The organism is Janthinobacterium sp. GW821-FHT03A03, assembly GCF_059421435.1.
Window position 1 is genome coordinate 29,537 of sequence record NZ_JBWKUZ010000005.1, and the last position, 17,950, is coordinate 47,486.

12 protein-coding genes are annotated in these 17,950 nt (G+C 64.1%); 6 read left to right on the forward strand and 6 right to left on the reverse strand.

Going from position 1 to position 17,950, the window contains the following annotated elements; translation table 11 throughout:
• Nucleotides 1-46: 46 nt before the first annotated feature.
• On the reverse strand, nucleotides 47-1,855 hold the full coding sequence (locus AC07VI_RS12485) for an NAD(P)/FAD-dependent oxidoreductase (protein ID WP_099375804.1): 1,809 nt from the start codon (nucleotides 1,853-1,855) through the stop codon (nucleotides 47-49).
• A 143-nt stretch (nucleotides 1,856-1,998) separates the two neighbouring features.
• Entirely contained in the window at nucleotides 1,999-3,141 is a 1,143-nt protein-coding gene (locus AC07VI_RS12490; protein ID WP_099420746.1) for a sigma-54-dependent Fis family transcriptional regulator, read from the reverse strand.
• 208 nt (nucleotides 3,142-3,349) lie between these two features.
• Here AC07VI_RS12490 and AC07VI_RS12495 point away from each other — a divergent pair, with 208 nt between their 5' ends.
• From AC07VI_RS12495 to AC07VI_RS12505, 3 genes are all read left to right on the forward strand, one after another.
• Nucleotides 3,350-4,846: an alginate export family protein gene (locus AC07VI_RS12495; protein WP_492994936.1), complete on the forward strand. Its 1,497-nt coding sequence runs from the start codon at nucleotides 3,350-3,352 to the stop codon at nucleotides 4,844-4,846.
• A gap of 28 nt (nucleotides 4,847-4,874) precedes the next feature.
• Nucleotides 4,875-6,203, forward strand: a complete 1,329-nt coding sequence (locus AC07VI_RS12500) for a serine hydrolase domain-containing protein (RefSeq protein ID WP_492994934.1) — start codon at nucleotides 4,875-4,877, stop codon at nucleotides 6,201-6,203.
• Nucleotides 6,204-6,327: 124 nt separating this feature from the next.
• Nucleotides 6,328-7,872 carry a CHASE2 domain-containing protein gene (locus AC07VI_RS12505; protein WP_086148033.1) on the forward strand — a complete coding sequence of 515 codons (1,545 nt, stop codon included), beginning with the start codon at nucleotides 6,328-6,330 and terminating at the stop codon, nucleotides 7,870-7,872.
• A gap of 2 nt (nucleotides 7,873-7,874) precedes the next feature.
• Here the strand turns inward: AC07VI_RS12505 and AC07VI_RS12510 are convergent, their stop codons facing one another.
• From AC07VI_RS12510 to AC07VI_RS12525, 4 genes are all read right to left on the reverse strand, one after another.
• A complete protein-coding gene (locus AC07VI_RS12510; protein WP_139842631.1) occupies nucleotides 7,875-9,014 on the reverse strand; it encodes a hypothetical protein in 1,140 nt (379 codons plus the stop codon).
• Nucleotides 9,015-9,582: 568 nt separating this feature from the next.
• Nucleotides 9,583-12,360: an Hsp70 family protein gene (locus AC07VI_RS12515; RefSeq protein ID WP_086148032.1), complete on the reverse strand. Its 2,778-nt coding sequence runs from the start codon at nucleotides 12,358-12,360 to the stop codon at nucleotides 9,583-9,585.
• 2 nt (nucleotides 12,361-12,362) lie between these two features.
• Nucleotides 12,363-14,234, reverse strand: coding sequence for an Hsp70 family protein (locus AC07VI_RS12520; protein ID WP_492994931.1), 1,872 nt, complete (start codon nucleotides 14,232-14,234; stop codon nucleotides 12,363-12,365).
• On the reverse strand, nucleotides 14,231-14,800 hold the full coding sequence (locus tag AC07VI_RS12525) for a DUF2760 domain-containing protein (RefSeq protein WP_086148030.1): 570 nt from the start codon (nucleotides 14,798-14,800) through the stop codon (nucleotides 14,231-14,233). The genes AC07VI_RS12520 and AC07VI_RS12525 overlap by 4 nt, the downstream gene beginning before the upstream one ends.
• 180 nt (nucleotides 14,801-14,980) lie before the next feature.
• On the opposite strand from AC07VI_RS12525, the gene AC07VI_RS12530 reads away from it, so the two are divergent.
• From AC07VI_RS12530 to urtA, 3 genes are all read left to right on the forward strand, one after another.
• Nucleotides 14,981-15,661 carry a transglutaminase-like domain-containing protein gene (locus AC07VI_RS12530; protein WP_216356408.1) on the forward strand — a complete coding sequence of 227 codons (681 nt, stop codon included), beginning with the start codon at nucleotides 14,981-14,983 and terminating at the stop codon, nucleotides 15,659-15,661.
• A 16-nt stretch (nucleotides 15,662-15,677) separates the two neighbouring features.
• On the forward strand, nucleotides 15,678-16,466 hold the full coding sequence (locus AC07VI_RS12535; RefSeq protein WP_086148029.1) for a DUF4349 domain-containing protein: 789 nt from the start codon (nucleotides 15,678-15,680) through the stop codon (nucleotides 16,464-16,466).
• Between the two features lie 200 nt (nucleotides 16,467-16,666).
• Complete coding sequence (urtA, locus tag AC07VI_RS12540; protein ID WP_492994927.1) at nucleotides 16,667-17,920, forward strand: urea ABC transporter substrate-binding protein; 1,254 nt, start codon at nucleotides 16,667-16,669, stop codon at nucleotides 17,918-17,920.
• Nucleotides 17,921-17,950: the final 30 nt, after the last annotated feature.

A 17,950-nucleotide genomic window follows, 5' to 3' on the forward strand; every position in this document is an offset into this window, starting at 1 on the left:
GCGGACTTCGGTCCGCCGCCATTTTTTTATCTGCTTGCCTCTGCCATCAAGCCAGGTGATGCACCTCCTGCTGCCCGTACACGGGCGTGCTTAACCCCTCCATGCGCGCCTTCAGCTGCAGCGACAGGTACTGGGAATAGTGGCGCGACTGGTGCAGGTTACCGCCGTGGAACCACAGCGCTTGCTGCTGCGTGGGTTTCCACATATTGCGCTGTTCGCCCTCCCACGGACCCGGGTCCTTCGTCGTGGCCGAGCCGAGGCCCCACACCTTGCCCACTTTATTCGCCACCTCGGGCGAGATCAGGTCGGCCGCCCAGCCGTTCATGGAGCCGTAGCCGGTGGCGTACACCACCAGGTCGGCCGGCAGCTCCGTGCCGTCGGACAGCACGATGGAGTGGCTTTTCAGCTCCTGCACGCCAACGCCGCTTTTCAGCTTGATCTTGCCGTCGGCGACCAGTTCCGAGGCGCCCACGTCGATGTAGTAGCCGGAGCCGCGGCGCAGGTATTTCATGAACAGGCCGGAATCGTCGTCGCCGAAATCGAGCATGAAGCCGCGTTCCTCCAGCCGTGCATAAAAGTTGGCATCGCGCTCGCGGATGGCCTGGAAGACGGGTTTCTGGAAGTCGGCCAGGATTTTATAGGGGATCGAGGCGAACGTCAGGTCCGCCTTGGCCGTCGTCATGCCGGCCGCCAGCGCCCGTTCCGAATACAGGTCGCCCAGCGCCAGGTCCATCAAGGAATCGGACTTGACGATGTGCGTCGACGAGCGCTGCACCATGGTCACGTCCACGCCCGCTTCCCACAGGGCGGCGCAGATATCGTGCGCGGAATTGTTCGCGCCGATGACCACCACCTTCTTGCCGGCATACGCGTCCGGTCCCGGATGCTGCGACGAGTGCTGCTGCTCGCCCTGGAACACATCCATGCCCTTGAACTTCGGCAGGTTCGCCTTGCCCGACATGCCCGTCGCCAGCACCAGCTGTTTCGGCTTCAGGGTGACGGGCTGGCCGTCGCGCAGCACCTGCACCGTCCACTCGCCGCTGGCCTCGTCGAAGCTGGCCGATTCGCACGACGTCGAGCCCCAGTAGTTCAGTTCCATCACCTTGGTGTACATCTCCAGCCAGTCGCCGACCTTGTCCTTCGGTGTGAAGACGGGCCAGTTGTCGGGAAAGGGGATATACGGCATGTGGTCGTACCAGACGGGGTCGTGCAGGCACAGCGATTTGTAGCGCTTGCGCCAGCTGTCGCCGGGACGGGCGTTTTTCTCGATGATGATGGTGGGGACGTTCAATTGCCGCAGGCGCGCGCCCAGCGCGATGCCGCCCTGGCCGCCGCCGATGATGACGCAATAGGGCTGGCGCGCGTAGCCGAGTTCCTTTGCTTCCTGTTCGCGCTGCTCCAGCCAGCTGCTGCGGTTCGTGCGCGCGCCGTGCTCGGCGCCCATCGGCCGCCGGCCGCCCTTGGCTTCCTCAAAACCCTTCAATTCGCTCATGGTGGTGAGCAGGGTCCAGATCTTGCCGTCGCGGATGCGGATGAAGCCCACGCCGCGCGCCACCTTCGTTTCCACCGTGATCCAGCTTTGCAGCACGCCGCCTGCCTCGCTGGCGTGTTCGCCGTCGGCGATGCGGATGGAGACGGGCTGCACGGCGCCCAATTGCGCGGCCAGCATGGCGGCGATCTGCTCTCGGCCTTCCAGGGTTTTCAGGTTCCAGGTAAACAGCACCAGGTCGCGCCAGTAGCCGTCTGGTTCGAACAGTTGCGCGGCGGCCGTGCCGTCGCCGGCGCGCAGGGCACCTTCGAGCTGCTCCAGGATGCCGGCCACGGCCAGGTCGTGCGGGTTGATTTCGGTTTGCATCGTGTCTCCTCCAAGTCTGCTGACTTTATGATGGGATGCGGCTGTGTTGCCGCTGACGATGTTGTAACACTGGCGTTTTGAACCCGCATCCCGCAGCGCAGCATGGCGGAATATGAGACGGAAATCTCAGCTTGCCGGATGCCTTACTGGCGGTGCGGCGGCACGATGCGCAGCTGCTTGAGGCGCCGGTACAGGGTGGCGCGCGAGACGCCCAGCATGGCGGCCGCCTGCAGCGGGCGCCATTTGGCGGCGTTCATGGCGTTGACGATGCGCGTGCGTTCGGCCAGCTCCGGCGGCGTGCAGGCCGGCGCGTCCTGCGTCACGGGGGCGGCGCTCTTGACGCGTGCCCGCGCGCCGGCCTGGCGCAGCGGCGCGCGCACGCGCGCGTGCAGCCAGCTGCCTCCGCCCGCCAGGCGCAGGGACAGCAGACTGCCTCTCGCGCGCGCATCGAACAGCCGCTCGGCGCGCACTTCCAGCACCTCGGCGACGGGGCGCGGCAGGGCGCCCAGCCCGGGGATGACGTCGCGCGCGCAGCCGTTGGCGGCGACGACGTCGCCATGTTCGTCGATGGCGAGCAGCATCTCCGGCTGCACTTCCACGAAGTGGCGGTTGCGGTGCGCCAGCAGGATGCAGCAATGGCTGTAGGTCTTGAGGAAAAAGCCGTCCTCGATCAGCGTTGCGCCCTGGCGCACCAGCTGTTTTACCAGGCGCTGGCTGTCGCGCGCGTCGGGCGAACTCAAGGCCGAGGCATCGAGCACGCCGATCAAGTCGCCGTGCGGCGAAAAGATCGGTGCGGCGCTGCAGGTCAGGCCCGTGAAGGCGGCGCGGAAATGGTCGCTCTTGTGCACGGTGATGGCTTCCTGGTCGAGCAGCACGGAAGCGATGCCGCAGGTGCCTTCCTCTTCTTCCGACCAGCACGAACCGGGATACAGGCCCGCCTTCTTGAAGTCCTTGCGCTGGTCCGTGTCGACCACGTAGTCGATCGTCACGCCGCGCGCATTGGCGAGGATGACGCAGTAGCCCGCTTCGCGCACCATGGCGTGCAGACGCGGCAGGCACTGGCCCGTGGAGCGCAGAAAATTTTCCTCGGATTGCTGGATGGCGCGCAGCTCGGCGCCCGTCAGGATGCGCGGCCCCGTGGTGGAGGCGGGATCGAGCCGGTAATCGTCCAGCGAGCGCCGGTACGATGACGCCAGCCTGGCCGTATCGGCCCCTGGATGGACGATACGGCCGGCGATCAGGTCGCGCACGCGGTCGATATGGCTGGTCTGGCGGACGTAGGGCATGGCGCTCTCCGGTGTCTCGATATTTTGTATGGTTGCCTGTTTGTAGCATGAAGGCGGGGGTGGCGCATCCTGCGCTGCAGCATGGCGCGCGCGTGAGACGTTCGTCTCAGCCCCTGGTCCCGCACAATAGGATGCTTTACAACAATAAAAAAGAGCATCTCTGATAACATCCGCTCAAATTGACAGTCAGTTAGCGCAAGGGATATCTATGGCAACGCAAGCGATGTTCCCCGTGCGCCATGCACTCGTCCTGGCCCTGCTGGGCTGGAGCGCCGCCTGCGGCGCCGCCGGCCAGCTCGATCCCGATGGCCAGAGCAGCATGGAAAAAGAAGTGGCCCGGCGCGCCGCCGTCGAACCGGCCATCGGCGCCGACTGGCACATGACACGTTCCGTGGAAGCGGGCGTGCAGGTGGCGGGCGAGAGCAATCTGTTCTGGAAGCTGTCGAATACGCCGGCGCGCAATCCCGATTTCGATTTCAAGCCCTACTGGTACGAGTTCTATGTCAAGCCGGCGCTCGGTTTCAAGCGCAACCTGGGCGATGGCAAGCAGCTGTATGCGCGCGTGTCGGCCGTCGGCTCGGGCACCTTGCGCCACGATCCATTCGGCGCGGGCGACACGGGCCGCATCTCGATCGAGGAACTCGTCGCCGGCATCCGCATGCCGCTTGGCGGCACGCGCGTCATGCTCGACCTGTCGGCCGGCGCGCAGAATTTCACGCTGGGCACGGGCATGCTGATCGCCAATGGCGGATCGAACGGCTTTGACCGGGGCGCGCTGAAACTGGGGCCGCGCAAGGCCTTCCAGAATTCCGTGGTGGCCAAAATAAGCCAGGACGCGTTCAGCGCCCAGGCGTTTTACCTCGACCCGAATGAAAACCCCGACAACGATAGCGGCACGCGCGTCGTCGGCGTCGATGTCAGCTACGCGCCAGCGAACGACCGCAAGGCGGGCATCGCGTACGGCAAGGTACCGCGGTCGCATGCCGCGTATCCGCAGGCGGCGCCGGGCGGCATCGGCGCGCCGCTGGCCGTGCCCGATGGCCGCAAGGATTCGCAGTTCGTGTATGGCTACGCGCGCGTTCCCGTGCTGCCCACCGTGCTGTCGAAAGGCTGGTTCGGCGTCGACGCGGCGCGCGAATGGAATACGCGCGAGCCGATGCGGGCCTGGGGCTGGCGCACGGAAGGGGGCTTTTCGCTGCCCGACGTGGCCTGGACGCCGAAGTTCACCCTTGGCTACCAGAGTTTTTCCGGCGACGATCCGCGCACGGCGCGCAACGAGCGCTTCGACCCGCTGTTCTTCGAAGGCACGCCGGGCGCCTGGGCTTCTGGCAGCAAGGCCACCTGGGTTTTCGTCAATGCCAACGTGAACGCGCTGCAGGCCACCATCGAGCTGCACCCGACGCCGAAAGATACCGTGACCGCCTACCTGGCCCAGGTGCGGGCCAACCGGATGGGCAGTCCGCTGCAGTTCGGCCAGGCCACGCGCCTCGACGTGCCGGGCGACGCGCCCGTGGTGATCGCCGGCGTGCTGCGCCCGATGCTGGCCAACGATGTCTTCGTCAAGTATGTGCGCGTGGTGAACCCGAATACCTACCTGACCCTGGGTTTCAGCGCCTCGTTCGCGCAGTCGGGCGTGAACCAACTGGTGAATGGCCAGGCCAAAACGTGGACGGGCTGGCTGGCGAACGTGGTATGGGTTTATTAAGTATTTTGTTGATCAAGGAGAGCACCGCATGAACGATTTCCCCAGCATGAAACGCCTGGCTTTGGCCGCCGCCTGCCTGGCGCTGGCCGCCGGCGCCCACGCGGCCGAGACGACGGCGCCGCTGTCGGCCGCCGCCAGCGATCCGGCCGCCTTGCAATGGATGGTGGGCGCGCCGCCGCCGGCCGATAAAATCATCCGCTTCGACGATGGCAGCTATTTCAATTTCCCGCAGCTGCGCTGGAGCGTGTCGCACTTCCGCCAGCTGATGCCGACGGTGGACGTGGCGCGCGGCTTGAAGGCGCCCGTGCCATTGAAACGCGCGCTGCGCAAGGATATCGACAGCCTGCGCTTCATGCCCCTGGGCGCGAAGGAAACGATGACCTGGGAACAGTCGCTGGGCGCCAACTACACGGACGGCATCGTGGTGCTGCACCGGGGCCGCATCGTATATGAGCGTTACCTCGGCGTGCTGAAGGAAAGCGGCCAGCATGGCGCCATGTCGGTGACGAAGTCTGTCATGGGCACTATCGGCGCGGCGCTGGTGGCCGAAGGCAAGCTCGATGCGGACAAGAAAGTGGCCGAGTATGTGCCGGAGCTGGCCAAGTCGGCGTTTGGCGACGCCACCGTGCGCCAGGTGCTCGACATGACCACGGGCCTGAAATTCAGCGAAGACTACGCCGACCCGAAAGCGGAAGTGTGGCAGCACGCGGCGGCCGGCAGCCCGCTGCCCAAGCCCAGGGATTACACGGGCCCGCGCAGCTATTTCGAGTACCTGCAGACGGTGCGGCACGAGGGGCGGCATGGCGAGGCGTTCGGCTACCGCACGGTCAACTCCGACGTGCTGGGCTGGATCATCGCCCGCGTCACGGGGCAGAACGTCAACGACTACCTGTCCGAGCATGTCTGGCAAAAGCTGGGCGCCGAGCAGGATGCCTACATGACGGTCGACTCGACGGGCACGCCGTTTGCGGGCGGCGGCCTGAATGCGGGCTTGCGCGACCTGGCCCGCTTCGGCGAGATGCTGCGCAACGATGGCCGCTACAACGGCCAGCAGATTCTGCCCAAGGCGGCCGTCGACGATATCCGCCGTGGCGGCGACAAGCAGCTGTTCGCCAAGGGCGGCTACGATTTGCTCAAGGGCTGGAGCTACCGCGACATGTGGTGGGTCACGCATAACGACCATGGCGCCTACATGGCGCGCGGCGTGTACGGACAGCGCATCTACATCGATCCGAAGGCGGAAATGGTGATCGTGCGCTTCGCCTCGACGCCGACGGCGGCCAATGCGGCCAACGATCCGACCACCACGCCGGCTTTCGAAGCGCTGGGCAAGCTGCTGCTGGCCAGGCCGAAGTAAGGCTGGCCGCGCGGCTGCATGGCCAGCCGTGCGGCGGAACGGGCACAACTGCAATACACTATCCTTTCGTCATCATTTGTTGTATTAATGATAATTTATACGGCGCACGCGAAGGGAACGCACCGTGGAAACCAGCCAGCCGGAACAACCGCGCCCGCCGCTGTGGCGGCGCCTGCTGTGGCCGGTCGCCCAGCTGGGCTCGGCCTTCAGGCTGACGGGCACGCATCTGCTGCACCACGTGATCGGCGCCAGCCTGATCGCCGCGCTGATGCTGGTGCTGGAAGGTTTTCATGTGCTCGAATGGCTCGATGCGGCCATGCTGCGCGCCAGCGCGGCACAGGGCCAGCTGCTGGAGCGGGGCAAGGACCCGGGCGCCGCCTACCGGCCCGCCATCATCGAAATCGACCAGCCCGCGTTCGAACAGGTCTTCGACGAGCGCGAACCGCTGGAACGCACGCGCCTGGAGCAAGTGATCGCCAGCGCCGCCGCGCGCGGCAGCCAGGTGCTGGCCATCGACCTGGACCTGGCGCCGGCCGTGTATGAACAGCACAAGCATGGCGAGCGGCCGCTCGACAGCCTGCTCGACCGGCTGGCCGCCGACGGCCGGCAACTGGTACTGATCCTGCCCGAACAATCGGACCGCAACGCGAACCTGTCGTGGATACGCGCGCGCTGCGCGGCCGGCATCCACTTCGCCAGCCCGCGGATCCGCGAACGCATGGGCGCCGTCACGCGCATCGAGCTGAAAAGCCCCGTGCTGGCGGCCGTGGCCTTCGAGCTGGCGCATGGCGCCGACGGGCAGGAGCGGCAGCAGCCCATGCCGGCCGCCTTGTCCGAGCAAAAGAAAGGGCTGGCGCTGGCCGGCCGCGTGTGCCAGCTGGCGCGGCGCACGGCCAGCGAAAAGGAATTGGCGCGCCGGGCGTTCGAACCTGTCATCCACGGCGACGCCAAGGATGCGGCTGAGCAGAACGCCGTCACCGCGCCGTTTCACCCGGCTGCCGTGGCGCCGGCATTTCTGAACCCCACGCGCACGCGCGTACAACTGATCGATGGGCAGGCCGGCGTGGCGGCGAATGCACTACGCAAGAACGTCGTGTATATCGGCAGCACCTATGACGTGCGCGAGCGCTACACGACGGCCGAAGGCGAGCAGGCCGGCCTGCACCTGCATGCGGCCGCCCACACCTCGCTGGGCATCGGCACGGCCGACGTGAATAAATACGTGGTGTTCGCGGCCGACATCGTCATCGGCGTGCTGCTGGGATGCCTGTTTGGCGGCCTGTGGTCCCTGTACGGCCGCGCCGAGCTGGCCATCGACCAGCGCATGGAAGACCATGATTTCAGCCGCCTGCACCGCATGGGTATCGTGGCGGAATTCTATGCCATCCGCCTGCTGCTGGTGCTGGTGTGGGCTTCGCCGTTTGCCATCGGCGCGCTGGCCATCTACCTGTCGCGCGGCTTGCTCGAGCAGGGCTGGTGGGTCAACCCCGGCCCCCTGATCGCCGGCATGTTCCTGCACGCGATGTCGCTGCGCGACGAAGCCCACCACCCGCACGCGGAAGTGCCGGGCCTGTCCGTGTGGGCCCGGCTGCGCCGTACGCATCCCGGCATCGTGCTGGTGCAGGCGCCGCTGGCGGTGCTGCTGCTGGTGGTGGTGGCGCTGGTGTAAAGCTAATTACTGAATTCACGCAGGTCGCCAGGTACAGTCGCTACGCAGTTTAGGGTGCTTGATTTATCTATCTTATTCCGTTTTTTTGACGTCGAATTGGAGAAATCGATGAATTCCAATGGTTCATTGCAGATCAGTTTTGTTCCTGCAAAGCTGTAGCGAATGTAAGCTGAAATCGTGCTCAATTCGCCATCCGACTTTGTTTCAATATCCGTATGTTTTATTATTTCTTTAAGCTCTGGTTTTAGTATTTGGAATTTCTTTTTATTGTTGTTGTATATTTCAGTACTTTCCAAAAGTATTTTTGATGCAGGAGTAAAAGTTAACACAAGGAAGAATGTTGAATAGATGAACATTACTGATGTGGTTACGAGTACTTTAAACAAATTATGTGTTCCAGTATTTATTTTTCGCAGTGTCAGGTACATCAGGCCTGGAGCAAGTGTTGCAAGAGGGATAAGTAACAGAGTTATCGTTTTGTTACTTGTCTCATCGCCCGAATTTGCTGCATAATGCGACATGATTCCATCAAAGAAAAATATCGGAAAGATTATTCCGAATATTGCAAAATTCGACATGGCGATCACTGCAAGCGTATTGGCGATTTTCCATTTTCTGGTATGTATTGTCGGGGTTGAATTTTCCAACTTATCTGATTTTAAGTATCCATAAAGGGATGTTGTCATTATTGGAAGAATAAATATCCAGGCATAGGTTTCGTCCATATATGGACTTGCATTTATCACGAGCAACCAGGAACTAAGTGCTATCCAATAAATGGTGGAGACTTCTTTTTTGATTTTTTGATTTTTATCAAAATAGGATAGAGTAATTCCCATCAGTATCGATGGCGTTGAAAGAATGAATAAACTAATTGCGCTCAACGCTACCGCTGCCAGAACCAGAAAGGTGAGTCCCGTTACTGTCATGGCGGATTCATAAAACAAGCCACTCCATTGGATATGTTTCAAATACATCCAGAGGAATAATCCGGCACATGCCAGCGATAGGGGTGGCGCTACTCGCCATGCGATGTCAAGCATGTCTTTTGTTATGGATAACCAATCTTTGATGGTTTCCTTTTTTGTGGGCGGGACTTTGTTTTTCGATTTGAAGTTAAGTATTTTATTTTGTGAAGTCATTTTTTATTGGAAATGTATGGGGTGTCAAATAGTGCAATAAATATCATGATGCGGCATTTAAAATGTTTCAGTATTGATGCATGTCATGAGTAAGGTGGCTGAATTGAATGAGATTGTGACTTTCAGGTATTTGGATGCGATTCTTTAATGGCATAACCGAGTTGCCATTTTTATTGGTTTTGGAAAACCATAGACACCTGAAGATGCCTGCAGCAATTTTGGATGATTTTCCGGTGACGTCGGCTTCTGGTGCAGACAAAAGCTTATCCAGGTGTTTCATTTGGCCGGCTGAGACGTTCGGCTGGAAAATGCAGGCACACCCTTGAACAGCACACAGTCGCGGCAGTGAAGAGGGGGCTGCGCGGGCTTTAATATTGATTCGATGGAAGCACAGTCATCATGGGAGACGGCGGGTTGCCCGCTTGTCACTGCTGCTGGCGTGTGCCAGGTAGTATATATACGCGCCTGAACTGCCAGATGGGCGACGTGGGGATATGTGCGCCGCACCTATCCCGGAATCATGCTGCTGCTGTTGGCGCTGGCGTAAGCAGGCTGCGCTTGAATCCGATCAGCCGATCAGCTTCAAGCCCGGCGGCAGCGCCTCGCCCAGCATGCGCTTGGTATTTGCTTCGTCCAGCTGCGTCACTTCGCTGACCATCGCCTGCCACAGGGGCGGCGCGCCCACGGCTTTCAGGCGGGCGAGGATGGTGGCGCGCAGTTCGTCGGCGATGTCGCGCGAGCGGTCGCCCGTCATGCGCGCCAGGTGGGCGGCGGCAAACGCGGCCGGTTCCGTCTTTTTCCAGTCCAGCGCCAGCAGCATCATGAGCCATTCGGCCACGGTGGCGCTGTCGACCACTTCGTGCGCGCTGCCGTGGAAGGGCTGGCGCGCGCCGACCCTGGCCAGCGCCCACAGGGTGTTCGTATCGGCCGCTTCGCCCTTTTTATCCGCCTTGTGCAGGCGTTTGATCAGCCAGGCGCCCACTTCCGCCTTGTAGGCGCCGGGGATGCGCTCGAGCGAGGCGCCCAGGCGCAGCATGTCGTCGTCGCTGCCATTGACGAGGGTGACGGGGCGGCTGCCGCGCTGGGCCGCATCAGCTTGCAGGTTGAAGGCGAAATCGTCGAGCAGGCGCAGCTGCTGCTGCGTGCTCAAGCCGCCGGCCACGCGGCGCCACAGGGTCCACCATTCGGCGCACACCTGGTTGTCCTTGTGATGCTGGACGCCCGTGTCGAACAGGAGCCACAGCTGTTCCATGCGCCACGGGTCGAGCGCGTCGCCATAGCCGGGCCGCAGACAGTAGCCGGCCAGGTTCAGCCACACCCGCTCGTGCTCGGCGGAGCGGCGCCGTCCGCGCGCGCGCAGCATGAGGGCGTCGAACAGCTGGCGCAGCAAGGGAGTTTCCCAGCTCTCGCGCCCGCCCAGGCCCCGTTCCAGGTGCTGGCGCAGCTGGCGCACTTCCTTGGTTTCGACCTTTTGCCCCTTGCCGCCGAAGATGCGCTCGATCTTGTCGATGGCTTCCTTCACGCGTGGCGGCATGCTGGACGTTTCGGCCTGCGCTTCCTCTTCGCCCCGCAGCTGGAATTCCAGCAGCCAGCGGTCGCTGGCATCGGCTTCGGCCACGCAGTGCACTTCCAGCGTGCCCACTTCCGTCATCACGGTGGCCAGCTGCACGGTGATTTCGCGCTTGTCATTGCCGTCGCTGGCGTGCAGCACGCTGGCCAGCGGCGGCAGGCGCAGGTATTCGCCCTCGGCCAGGTCGACGATGTCGCCCAGTTGCGGCGGCGTGCCCGCTTCCGCGAGCGAGGACGCCAGGTGGAAGCGCACGGGCCGGCCCAGGCGCAGCGCGAACAGACGCTGCGTCAGGCGGATTTCTTCGCCGCTGGCGCTGCCGCGGGGCAGGATGCAGACGGCGCGATGGTCCTTGCCCGCCTCGCCCAGCACGAGGAAATAGCTGCGCGGCGAGCCGCCGCCGATGCGCGGCGCCTGGCCGCGCCGCGCCAGCGCGTAGGCGACGGCGCCACGGGCCACGGCCACGTCTGGATTATCGTTGTGCAGGACGGTGAGGGGCGCGCCGCGCCAGTGCGCCAGCGTGTCGGCCAGGCGGCGCGCCAGCGCGTCGGCGCGGAACACGCCGCCATTGAGCAGCAGCGTATCGGGCAGCTCGCCCTGCAGTGCCCCTTGATGCTGGTGCAAAAAGCTGGCCAGGTGGCGCGTGATGGCCGCGTCCTGCGCATACGGCAGGCCGAATTCGACGATGCCGGCGCGGCCCTTTTTCGCCGTGTCGCCCCGTTCCACCTTGGGGAAGAAGCCGTCGACCACCATGGCCGCCACTTCCTCGCGCGTGACGTCGGCGGAACGGCTGCCGCCGATCAAACGCGATCCCGCGCCCAGCAGGGTCACGGTGGTGCTCTCCGGCGCGTCATTCGACAGCAGCAGTTCCTTGGCCGCGCGGCAGCGCTCCATCAACTGCGACAGGCGCGCGGCGGACAGCTTCATGCCGCCTTCCTGGCCTGCCGCCATGCGCGTTTCCACCAGGTGGGCCAGCGCCAGGTCCATATTGTCGCCGCCGAGGATCAAATGGTTGCCCACGCTGCTGCGCGTGAGCTGCGGTGCGCCATCGTCGTCGAAGGCCACGTCGATCAGGCTGAAATCGGTGGTGCCGCCGCCCACGTCGCAGACTAAAATGCGGCGCGTTTGCGCCAGGTCAAGCCGCAAGGTGTCGCGCCGGCGGTGCAGATAATCATAAAAGGCGGCCTGCGGCTCTTCCACCAGCCGCAGCGAGGGCAAGCCCGCCATGCGCGCCGCTGCCAGGGTGAGTGCGCGCGCACCCTCGTCGAACGAGGCGGGGATGGTCAGCACCAGTTCCTGCTCTTCGAGGGGCGCCTGCGGAAAGCGGTGATTCCACGCGGCGCGCACGTAGGCGAGGTAGCTGGCGCTGGCCGCCACGGGCGACACCTTGGCCACGTCGGCATCGGCGCCCCATGGCAGGATGGGCGCCTGGCGGTCCACGTTCGCATGCGACAGCCAGCTCTTCGCGCTGGACACGAGCCGGCCCGGCACCTGGGCGCCGAGCTGGCGCGCGAACGCGCCCAGCACGGCATGCTCAACGTCTTGCTGCGGCCACGGCAGCTGCAAGTCGCCCGCCGCCAGTTCGCCGGCGGCGGGGTGGTAACGCAGCGACGGCAGCAGGGGGCGTGCGCCCACTTCGCCGGGAGCGAGCAGCTGCTCGATGGCGAACAGGGTTATTTCCGCCTGCGCATCGCCAGCCGCCGCATACGCCACCACCGTGTTGGTGGTGCCCAGGTCGATGCCGACCAGGAAGGCCGGCTTGCCCGCAGTGCTGCCCATGCTTATTGCTGTGGCGTGCCGCGCACGTCGAATTCCACCTTCCAGCGCTCGGCGCCGTCAGGGGAAACGGCCAGCAGCTCCAGCGTGCCCGCTTCCGTCACTCTGGCGTGCAGCATGACCTGCACGACGTCGCCGGCCGAGCGGCCTTCGGCGGACAGCGTCGCCTGGATTTCGCTCAGCTCCTGCAATTCATCGGGACCCCAGAAGTCGAGCAAGTCGCCGATCTGGTCGTTGCGGCGCGTGGACGAGGCGAAGAAGCGGAAGTGCACGGGTTCGCCCACGACGAGGCCGAATTGCTGGCCCGGCAATTCCAGCTCGCTGCCTTCTTCCATGCCGAACGGCGCCACGCACAGGGCCTGGATCGGCGGTTCCATGCCGGGGATGGCCGGCATGGCCGATTCGATGGCGACATAGAAGGAACTGGCCGTGCCGCCGCGGATGCGCACGCCATGGCCGCGCCGCACGTAGCTGTAGTAGGCGGCGCCGCGCGCCACGGCCAGGTCCAGGTCGGCGCCGGCCAGCATGCGCGCCGGTTCCGCGCCTTCCATGTACAGCCAGTCGTTGACGGTGGCCATGATGCGCTGCACCAGCAGGTCGGACTTGAACACGCCGCCGTTGAACAGCACGGCCGTCGGGTGCAAAAAGCTGGCGCCTTGCGCCTGGCGGCCGGCAAAGCCTTCCAGTTCGGCGGTCGCCGCCACTTGCCGGCCCAGGAAGGCGGCAAGGTGGCGCGTGATGGCCGCGTCCTGCGCATACGGCAAGCCCAGTTGCGTCAGGCCGGCGCGCGTGCGCACGGCGGGGCGGCTCGACGCTTCCACCTGGGGGAAGAAGCCGTCGAGGATGAAGGTGGATACTTCGGCGCGCGTCAGTTCCGTGCGGATGGAGCCGCCGATCAGTTTCGAGCCGCGGCTGGGCACGACGATCGGTGCCACATCGAGGCCGCTGTCGGCCAGCAGGCTTTCCTTGGCGCTGCGGCAGCCGTAGGTGAGCGCGCGCATCTGCCAGGCGTCCAGCTGGGTGCCGTTGGCGGCCAGCTTGCGCGCCACCAGGTGGGCCAGGGCCAGGTCCATATTGTCGCCGCCGAGCAGGATGTGCTCGCCGACGGCGACCCTGTGCGGTTCCAGCACGCCGTCGCGTTCGAGCACGGCAATCAGCGAAAAGTCGCTGGTGCCGCCGCCCACGTCGACGACCAGGATGATGTCGCCCGGCTTGACTTCCTTGCGCCAGCGGCCTTCGCTGGTCTGGATCCAGCTGTACAGGGCCGCCTGCGGCTCTTCCAGCAGGGTCAGCGAGGCGTAGCCGGCCGCCTGCGCCGCTTCCATCGTCAGCTCGCGCGCGGCCGGATCGAACGAGGCGGGTATCGTCACCGTGATTTCCTGCTCGGCGAACGGCGCTTGCGGGTGGGCGTGGTCCCACGCCTGGCGCAAGTGCGTCAGGTAGCGCGTGGCGGCCGTAATCGGTGAAATGCGCGGCACTTCGGCCGGCGCGTCGTTCGGCAGGATGGCCGCGCGGCGGTCCACGCCCGGGTGGCACAGCCAGCTTTTCGCGCTGGACACCAGACGGATCGGCGTGGTGGCGCCGCGGCTGCGGGCCATTTCGCCGACGACGAACGGCGCTTCGGCTTCTTCCGTGACCCAGGGCAGGGCCAGGTCGCCGGGCGCCACTTCATCGGCGTGCGGCAGGTAGACGAAGGACGGCAGCAGCGGCAGGTCTTCGACCGTGCCCGGCGCCGACAGCTGCGGCACTTTCAGCACGCCGTGGCTGGATTGCTCGCCGTCGCTCTCGACCAGGTTCACATACGACAGGGCGCTGTGGGTGGTGCCCAGGTCGATGCCGATGGCGTAGCGCGGGGTGTGGTTGGCTTGATCGCTCACAGTTCCACCTCGGCCGGGGCCAGGATGGCGGCGTCGTGCTGCTCGCTCAGTTTTGGCAGGCGCACGCTCGAGGCGCGCCAGCCGCGATGGCTCAGGGTGCCCGTAAAAGGCGCCGAACCGACGACGTTGCCCGTCAGGCGTACTTGCGCGGAATCAAAGCCTTCCTGCAGGACGATGCGGCTGCCCTCGGCTTCCTGGCGCACGGCGTCGATGGTGAAATACTCGCGCATGACCTTGGCGCAGCCTTCATGCACGACGCGGGCGGCCGCGCCGATGTCGGCGTCCGCATGGCTGCCCAGGTTTTCCTGGGTGAAGTCGATCAATCGCGCTTCGCGTTGCAGCAGGGCCAGCAATTGCAGGGCGGCGTCCGGCGTGGCTTCCTTTAATATGACGGGCGCGGCGGCCGGCGCCGGCGCCGGAGCCACAGGCGCCACGGGTGCGGCCTCGGGCAGCGACAGTTTTTCCACGCGGGCCGCATAAGCGGCGTCCGAGAGGGTGCTGAAAAAGGCGCCGAAAGCCAGCGGGACTCGGCGCCAGAACGATGGATGGGAAGAAGATGTGCTCATAGGGAACTCGTTTCTCTGATCTGTAGGGAGGCGTCGGCGGCGCGGGCCGCTTCGCAAGGTGGTGCATGCGCCGGTCCGTATTGCTTACTGCCGGCTGGCGTTTGTCCGCATGATACCAGCTAGCGGGCCGGCGCCAAAGTTGCCAGCCCCCACACAGCCTGCCTGGCGCGTGGATTTTCTTTGTTCCTGCGCAAGGAAACGCTCGATTTCGTGCCGCTTCGACTAGAATCGCGCATTATCTTTTCGCATGACCTTGACGCCATGTCCACCGACTTTTCCATATATCTGGCCAGCAGCACCTATATCGACAGCGACCATCCGGCCGTGCGCGCCAGGGCGGCCGCACTGGCGGCAGGTGCCGTGGGCGACGCCGCCATCGCGGCCCGCTGCTTTGCCTTCGTGCGCGACGAGATCGCCCACAGCTGGGATTTCCGGCGCAACCCCGTCACCTGCCGCGCGTCCGACGCCTTGCAGCATGGCACGGGATACTGTTATGCGAAGAGCCATCTGCTGGCCGCGCTGCTGCGCGCCAACGGCATCCCCGCCGGCCTGTGCTACCAGCGCCTGGCCGTCGGCGAAATCGGGCCGCCGTTCTGCCTGCACGGCTTGAATGCCGTGTATCTGCAGGACTTTGGCTGGTACCGCATCGATGCGCGCGGCAACAAGCCTGGTGTCGCCGCCGCCTTCACGCCCCCACGCGAGCAGCTGGCCTTCCCCGTGCTGGCGCCCGAAGAGCGCGATCTGCCGGAAATCTGGGCGGAACCGCTGCCGCAGGTGATCGCGTCGCTGACCGGCCATGCCACGGTGCAGGACGTGGCCGCGCATTTGCCCGATATTGAATTGCTGCCGCAGCACAAATAACTCGAAGAAAGAAATCATGAAAAAAGTATCCATATGTTTGATCGGCCTGATGCTGCTGGCCGGCTGCGGCGGCAAGGGCGAGGGTGGCGGGCAATCGAGCGCCGCGCGCCTCGACGGCAAGGAAAAGGGCAGCGAGTTTCTTGCCTATGAGCATAATGTCAGCGTCGATACGCGCGAGGCGCAGGTGCGGCCCCTGTATGAAAAAGTCGTCGCCGCCTGCAAGGCCGATACGGAAAACGGCTGTTTGCTGCTCGATTCGAGCATCGACAGCGGCCGCTACGTGCACGCGCGCATCAGCATGCGCGCCAAGCCGGCGGGCATCAAAAAGCTCGTCGCGCTGGTCGCGGCCGGCGGCGACGTCACCAGCCAGGGCACCAAGGTGGAAGACCTGGGCCGCCCTGTGCTCGACAGCAAGAAACGCCTGGAAATGCTCAGGCAGTACCAGGCGCAGTTGCAGGACCTGGAAAAGCGCTCGGGCAAGGATGTCGACGCCCTCATCAAGGTGACCAAGGAACTGGCCACCGTGCAGGTGGAGCTGGAGCAGGCGACAGCGGCCAACGCGCTGTTGATGCAGCGCATAGACACGGATTTGCTGAACGTCGCCATCAGCGCCGAAGGCAAGCAATCGTTCTGGACGCCCGTCAAGCGCGCGCTGGGCAATTTTACGGACAACCTGTCCGAAGGCGTGGCCAACGCCATCACGGCCATGGCCTACATCCTGCCGTGGCTGCTCGCGTTCGTCCTGCTGTTCCCGCTGGGCCGCAAGGGCTGGCGCCGCTTGCGAGGTACACCGCGCAAGGATTAAAGCGCAAAGATAGCCGCGTCAGGCGCACCGTTTTACGGCAATTTGAAACCTGGCTGCACAGTCCTTGTGCAGCCAGGTTTTTTTTCGTGCGGCGCGGGCCCCGTGCGCCATGCGGGACGCCTGGCGCCGCTGGCATGCATTCTGCTTTAACAACATCGCAGACCCGGCTTTATCCCCACGAACCCACCACAGGAGTCCCCATGTCACGACGCATCATCCTGAAAGCGGCCGCCGCCGGCGCATTCGCCCTGGCCACGTCCACCTGCATGCAGGCTGCCTGGGCCGCCGATACCATCAAGGTCGGCATCTTGCACTCCCTGTCGGGCACCATGGCCATTTCCGAAACGTCGCTGAAGGACGTGGCGCTGATGACGATCGCGGAAATCAATGCCAAGGGCGGCGTGCTGGGCAAGAAGCTGGAGCCCGTCGTCGTCGATCCCGCGTCGAACTGGCCGCTGTTCGCGGAAAAAGCGAGACAACTGGTGGCGCAGGATAAAGTAGCCGTGGTGTTCGGCTGCTGGACGTCCGTCTCGCGCAAATCCGTCTTGCCGGTGTTCAAGGAACTCAACAGCCTGCTGTTTTACCCCGTGCAATACGAGGGCGAGGAGCTGGAAAAGAACGTGTTTTATACGGGCGCCGCGCCGAACCAGCAAGCGATACCCGCCGTGGAATACCTGATGAGCAAGGATGGCGGCGGCGCCAGGCGCTTCGTGCTGCTGGGCACGGATTACGTGTATCCGCGCACCACCAACAAGATTTTGCGCGCCTTTCTGAAAAGCAAGGGAGTCAAGGATAGCGATATCAGCGAGGTCTACACGCCGTTCGGCCATGCCGACTATCAAACCATCGTCGCCAACATCAAGAAATTCTCGGCTGGCGGCAAGACGGCCGTCATTTCCACCATCAATGGCGATTCCAACGTGCCGTTCTACAAGGAACTGGGCAATGCGGGCCTGAAAGCGACGGACGTGCCCGTCGTCGCGTTTTCCGTGGGCGAGGAAGAGCTGCGCGGCATCGATGCCAAGCCGCTGCTCGGCCATCTGGCGGCGTGGAATTATTTTGAATCCGTCAAAAACCCCGTCAACGCGGCCTTCATCAGGCAGTGGAAGGCGTATGCCGTGGCGCAAAAGCTGCCGAACGCGGCTTCGGTGGTGACGAACGACCCGATGGAAGCGACCTATGTCGGTATCCACATGTGGGCGCAAGCCGTGGAAAAGGCGAAATCGACGGATACGGACAAGGTGATCGCCGCCATGGCCGGCCAGAGTGTCAAGGCGCCATCGGGCTTTACCCTGACCATGGACCCGACCAACCATCACTTGCACAAACCCGTGATGATCGGCGAAATCAAGGCCGACGGACAATTCAATGTCGTGTGGAAAACCAAGGAGCCGATACGCGCCCAGCCGTGGAGCCCGTATATCAAGGGCAATGAGGGCAAGCAGAAGTTGTAGGCGCTGATATTTAACCCAGCAGCAACTGCC

Bases quoted from the DNA above. Each gene is read 5' to 3' on its own strand.
- AC07VI_RS12525 (WP_086148030.1), bottom strand. From the start codon at position 14,800: ATGAGCACATCTTCTTCCCATCCATCGTTCTGGCGCCGAGTCCCGCTG.
- AC07VI_RS12500 (WP_492994934.1), top strand. From the start codon at position 4,875: ATGAACGATTTCCCCAGCATGAAACGCCTGGCTTTGGCCGCCGCCTGC.
- AC07VI_RS12535 (WP_086148029.1), top strand. From the start codon at position 15,678: ATGAAAAAAGTATCCATATGTTTGATCGGCCTGATGCTGCTGGCCGGC.
- urtA (WP_492994927.1), top strand. From the start codon at position 16,667: ATGTCACGACGCATCATCCTGAAAGCGGCCGCCGCCGGCGCATTCGCC.
- AC07VI_RS12485 (WP_099375804.1), bottom strand. From the start codon at position 1,855: ATGCAAACCGAAATCAACCCGCACGACCTGGCCGTGGCCGGCATCCTG.
- AC07VI_RS12490 (WP_099420746.1), bottom strand. From the start codon at position 3,141: ATGCCCTACGTCCGCCAGACCAGCCATATCGACCGCGTGCGCGACCTG.
- AC07VI_RS12510 (WP_139842631.1), bottom strand. From the start codon at position 9,014: ATGACTTCACAAAATAAAATACTTAACTTCAAATCGAAAAACAAAGTC.
- AC07VI_RS12495 (WP_492994936.1), top strand. From the start codon at position 3,350: ATGGCAACGCAAGCGATGTTCCCCGTGCGCCATGCACTCGTCCTGGCC.
- AC07VI_RS12515 (WP_086148032.1), bottom strand. From the start codon at position 12,360: ATGGGCAGCACTGCGGGCAAGCCGGCCTTCCTGGTCGGCATCGACCTG.